This is a genomic window from Thomasclavelia sp. (genome assembly GCF_017889095.1).
Lineage (GTDB): Bacteria > Bacillota_I > Bacilli_A > Erysipelotrichales > Coprobacillaceae > Thomasclavelia.
In genome coordinates this window covers 1-5,273 of sequence record NZ_JAGHEW010000176.1, presented here as the reverse complement: position 1 = coordinate 5,273, position 5,273 = coordinate 1, and the positions used below count along the sequence as shown (strand labels likewise).

The 5,273-nt window shown below is 31.2% G+C and carries 5 protein-coding genes; 4 read left to right on the top strand and 1 reads right to left on the bottom strand.

The genetic code is table 11. The features are described from left to right. On the top strand, positions 1-959 hold a 959-nt coding region (locus tag J7M77_RS07675; RefSeq protein ID WP_296877247.1), incomplete at its 5' end, for a hypothetical protein. A 109-nt stretch (positions 960-1,068) separates the two neighbouring features. Continuing rightward, positions 1,069-2,397: an MATE family efflux transporter gene (locus J7M77_RS07670; RefSeq protein WP_296877246.1), complete on the top strand. Its 1,329-nt coding sequence runs from the start codon at positions 1,069-1,071 to the stop codon at positions 2,395-2,397. 22 nt (positions 2,398-2,419) lie between these two features. On the opposite strand, the gene J7M77_RS07665 is transcribed toward J7M77_RS07670, so the two are convergent. Next, positions 2,420-3,229 (bottom strand): MerR family transcriptional regulator, encoded by an 810-nt coding sequence (locus tag J7M77_RS07665; protein WP_296877245.1) that lies wholly within the window; start codon positions 3,227-3,229, stop codon positions 2,420-2,422. Positions 3,230-3,389: 160 nt separating this feature from the next. Here J7M77_RS07665 and J7M77_RS07660 point away from each other — a divergent pair, with 160 nt between their 5' ends. Both J7M77_RS07660 and J7M77_RS07655 read left to right on the top strand, forming a co-directional pair. After that, on the top strand, positions 3,390-4,166 hold the full coding sequence (locus J7M77_RS07660) for an SDR family NAD(P)-dependent oxidoreductase (RefSeq protein WP_296877244.1): 777 nt from the start codon (positions 3,390-3,392) through the stop codon (positions 4,164-4,166). A 13-nt stretch (positions 4,167-4,179) separates the two neighbouring features. Next, positions 4,180-5,273, top strand: a 1,094-nt coding sequence (locus tag J7M77_RS07655) for an OFA family MFS transporter (protein ID WP_296877243.1), incomplete at its 3' end; no start/stop codon positions are given.

The window sequence follows — 5,273 nt, the reverse complement described above, 5'->3', positions numbered from 1 at the left end:
TGATTATCGGTTTTCCTTTAGCTACTATTATTCATGAAAGTGGTCATTTAATAATGGGTTTAATAACTAACTATCATTTTGTAAGTTTTCAAATCGGTAAAGTAATGATCATTAAACAAAACCAGCACTTAAAAATGAAAAAATGTTTACATAAATACCATGCTGGACAATGTTTACTAGCACCACCAGAGTATTCAGCTAAATTCCCATATTTTTTATATATTGCAGGTGGTGGATTTTTTAATTTAATTATTACTATATTAATGATTTTATTATTTCTAGTTAGTTCTAATCATTTATTAAAAATAGTTTTACTTACTTTTGGTTTTATCAACGGCTATCTTTGCTTAATTAATTTAATTCCTATAAAAGCACTAGTTAATGATGGTTATCATCTATATCTAATGAACCGCGATCAAGATAGTCGTTATTCTTTTTACAAACAGCTAAAAATAGGAGCTTTACAAGCAAATGGTATGTTACTTCAAGATATGGAGATTCAATTATTTAAGTTATCACAAACCGCTAATTTAAATAATCCTTTACATCAGCGGATATTGATCGCTAGAATAAATCTCTTTCATGAACAGCTTAAATTTAAAGAAGCCAAAGCATTGATTGACTATATAAGCCAACGCTATCAATTAAGTAAATCCTACCAGCAGGCGCTACAATACGAATATTTATTTTATTTGATCATGGATGCAAAACCAAAAACACAAATAAAACAGTACTATCAAGAAATAAGCAAAGATTTAGTAAAAGGAGCTAAAAATAATCTTAATTGTCAAAGAATTATGTATGCTTATAAATTATTAATTGAAAACGATGTTGAACAGGCTCAAAAATATTTAGAATGTTTTAATCATCATGCTAAAACATATCCTTATATATCTTTATTAGAAACTGAAAAGAAAATTATTTTATTAATCAAACAATTAAAAGCATCAAAGAGCTAATTAATAGAATCTTTTATCATGCCTTGAAGGTATCAATACAATTTATTATAGGTATTAGACAATTATACTATTATCTATATATAATAAAGATGTCAAGGGAGGCAAAATTATGATGTTTTCGAATAAACAACTTACTAAATTAATTTGGCCATTAGTTATTGAACAAATCTTAACAATGATCGTGGGAATGGCTGATACAATGATGATATCCTACGCTGGAGAAGCAGCTGTATCTGGAGTCGGATTAGTTGATATGATCAATAATTTGATCATTACCATATTAGCTGCAGTAGCTACTGGAGGGGCCGTTATTGTTTGCCAATATATCGGCAGTCAAAAACGTAAAGATGCCAATTTTGCTGCTAGTCAGTTAATCACGATTACAAGTATCGTTTCTACTATAATCATGGTTTTCTGCTTAGTTTTTCATCAGGGATTATTAAGCTTGTTTTTTGGTTCAATTGAAGCTAATGTTATGAACGCCTGTATAACTTACTTTTTAATTACGGCATTATCATTTCCATTTTTGGGGATATATAATTCTGCTGCAGCGTTATTTCGCTCGTTTGAAAAAACTAAGATTACTATGTATATGGCATTATTGATGAATATTATCAATGTTGTCGGAAATTATATTGGCGTTTTCATTTTAAAAGCCGGGGTAGCAGGAGTAGCTGTACCAACATTGATTTCTAGAGTTGTTGTGGCAATTATTATGATTGCTCTGGCATTCGATAAGCGTAATCCAATTTATATTAAATTAACAGAAATATTTAGTTTTAAAATTACTATGATCAAAAAAATACTACAGATTGCTATTCCTAACGGAATTGAAAATGGGTTATTTACATTAGGAAGAGTTTTAGTAACAAGTATTGTAAGTATGTTTGGAACTAGCCAAATTGCTGCTAATAGCGTTGCTGGAAGTATTGACCAGATTGCTATCGTAGTTGTCAATGCTATAAATCTAGGAATTGTAACTATTGTTGGTCAATGTGTTGGTGCCAATGATTATAATCAAGCTACTCATTATATCAAAAAGTTAATGAAAATCTCTTATTTAGTTACTGCTTTAATTGGAGCTGTGGTAATCGTTTTATTACCAGTATTACTTGATTTATATTCATTATCTAGTGATGCTCGTAATTATACTTATATCTTAGTAATTATGCATAATATCATGGCTTTTGCTTTACATCCAACTTCATTTGTCTTACCAAATGGTTTGCGGGCTGCTGGTGATGTTAAGTATTCAATGGTTGTCGGAATTGTTTCAATGATTTTATTTAGATTAGGTTTTGCTTATATTTTTGGAATTATCTTTAATCTAGGAATTATCGGTGTATGGATTGCCATGGGAGCTGACTGGGCAGGACGTTCAGTATTATTTATGATTAGATTTATTAGTGGTAAATGGAAACAATTTAGAGTAGTTTAAAAGCTGTAATAATACAGCTTTTTTACTCAATTGGAATCCAAATATTATGCCAATTAAAATATTCTTGTTCAGGTTTACACATTGAAACAATTTGGGTAATTATATCACCAGCTAAACTTAAATTGTGTTCTTTCATATAATTAAATGCCGGCTCCATTACCTGATAAGTTAAAAACTGACTCGAACGTGAAGATATACACATATATAAACAATTACATGGTGGATAATATTTTACATATTTAGATTCTTGAATATTTAATCCTGCAGCAAATTCTTCTTCAACCCCAACCCCAAAATAAAAATCAGTATTATGTTTTTCAATATGTTCTTTAGGAAATAAAGCCGTAGAAAAAATAAATGGTACTTTTTGACAAAAGTCTTTTAAAGCTTCCTGTTCTTCTCTTGATAAAATTAAAGTATAACACTTTTGGGTATCAATACGATAAATACCCGGCCTAGTTCTAATCGTTAGTTGATTTGTTTCATTTTTTAGATCATTGATCAAACCACGATTTTTTCTAAGTTTCTTTAATAAGTTCATTTGATAGATAATATTTTCTTGGATAATCGCTTCTTGTTTAGATAAAACATCATCAATTTTTTCAATACTTTCTTTTTGAAGAATATCACTAACCTGTTCAATTGTAAAACCAAATCCCAAATAACATCTAGCTCTAATAATCATATGCAAATCCCAAGTCGTATAATAACGATAACCGCTAACTTCACTATGAAGTGGATGAATGATATTTTTACGTTCATAATAACGTATAGTTTCTGCCGTTATTCCTAAGATCCTAGCCATTTCCCCAATTGTATAAGTTGTATACATAAAGATCCCTCATCTTTCAAATTGTTTTAGAGTTTATGATTAATTTTACCATTTTTTTGATAAAAAATGGATAAAATCGATAAAAAAAGGCTAATTGACTCTCAAATAATTAGAGGGTTTATACTTAAAAAGCAAAATTTATGACAAAGGGGGATTTTAAATGAATGAAAAGAAAGTTGTCTTGATTACTGGCGGAGCAATGGGTCAAGGTAGAGGACATGCTTATAAATATGCTCAAAATGGTTTTAATGTTGTCCTTGGTGATCTATTAGAACCAGGTGACGATGCTTTTCAAGAAACAATTAAACAATGTAAAACTTATGGTGCAGAGGTATTAGCATTAAAATGCGATATTACAGCCAGTGAAGATGTTGAAAAACTATTTGCTTGTGCCTGGGAAAAATTTGGACGTATTGATGTTGTGATCGCTAATGCGGGAATTATTAATTTTGGTTATACTTGGGAGTTAACTGATCAGCAAGTTGAAAAAGTAATTGAAATTAATTTAATTGGGACTTGGCGTACTGATAAATATGCCACAAAATATATGCTGAAACAAGGATTTGGTCGAATTATCAATATTTCATCTACTTCTGGTTTATATGGAACTCCAAAATTAGCAACTTATTGTATGTCTAAATGGGGAATTATCGGCTTAACAAGAACGTTAGCTAAAGAAGTTGGTTCTAAAGGTATTATTGTTAATGCATTATGCCCTACTAAGGTTAAAACACCAATGTGTGAAACAATGGAATACGTTGAATTTATTAACGATTTAACGGGAAATAATTTTAAAAGTGTTGAAGAAATGTATGCTGGGGTTCCATTTTTAGAAGTTGATGATATCACTTCAATGGTTTACTGGTTAGGTACAAGCAAAGAAGCTGGTAAATTTAATGGTCGTGATGTCGCTTTAGATTTAGGAACATTACAATAAAGGAGAAGTTGAGATGAAAATTACTAAAGCAACCCGCTGGCGTGTTTTTGCCGGAGTGTGGATTCAAAGTTTATTTACTTCAGCAACTGCTTTCTTTAGTTTATTTGCTTTACCATTATGTAATCAATTTAATTGGAGCAGTTCTGATTTTTCCATGGCTTATACTATTTATATGTTTATTTATTGTGCTGTTGGATTTTTAGGGGGGATCTTAGCTGAAAAACTCCAGCCACGAGTAGCCATTTACATTGGTTTAGTCTTATTTGCCGGGGGATGGGTATTAACTGGTTTTGCTAATACAATTCCATTTTTATATATTGCTTATGGCTTTATTGCTGGGGCGGGAGCAGGAATGATTTATCCAGCCTGCTTACCTACTGCTTTAAAATGGTTCCCTGATAAAAGTGGTTCAATTTCTGGTTTAGTTCAAGCCGGAGCTGCCTGTGGACCATTTATTTTGTCACCAATTGCTCAAATGTTAATTGATAATTATGGTGCCCAAAATGCTTGTAAAATTTTAGGTGTAATCTTTTTAATTGGCGTTGGCTTAGTTGCCTGGATGATCGTTCCATGTCCTGATGGCTGGATTCCTGAAGGCTGGACACCTTCTAAAGAACAAAGCAAGGAATTAAATACTAAAAATTATAACATTCCCCAAATGGTAAAAAAACCGGTATTTTGGGTCTTACTAATTATGTTTATCTTTGCCAATGCAGCGGGAACAATGATGGTTAGTGCTACTTCACCAATTGCTCAAAATCAAATTGGCTTATCAGCAATGGATGCTGCTTTATGTGTTAGTATGATGACTTTATTTAACATGTTTGGTCGCATTGCTTTTGGCTTTATTTATGATCGTTTAAAAGGCTGGAATTCTTTGTTATTAGTATTGATCATTAATGGTATTTCAATGTTGATGCTAACAATCGCTGATTCCTATATTTACTTTATTTTATGCATTGCCCTAGTTGGTTTTTCTTTCGGTGGTTTACTAGTAGTCTTTGCCCCAATGATCAAAATCATCTTTGGTTCTAAATATTATAATCGAAATTATGGCTTAATTTTTATTGGTTATGGTATTGGTGCTTTTGTCGGTCCAAAGATTTC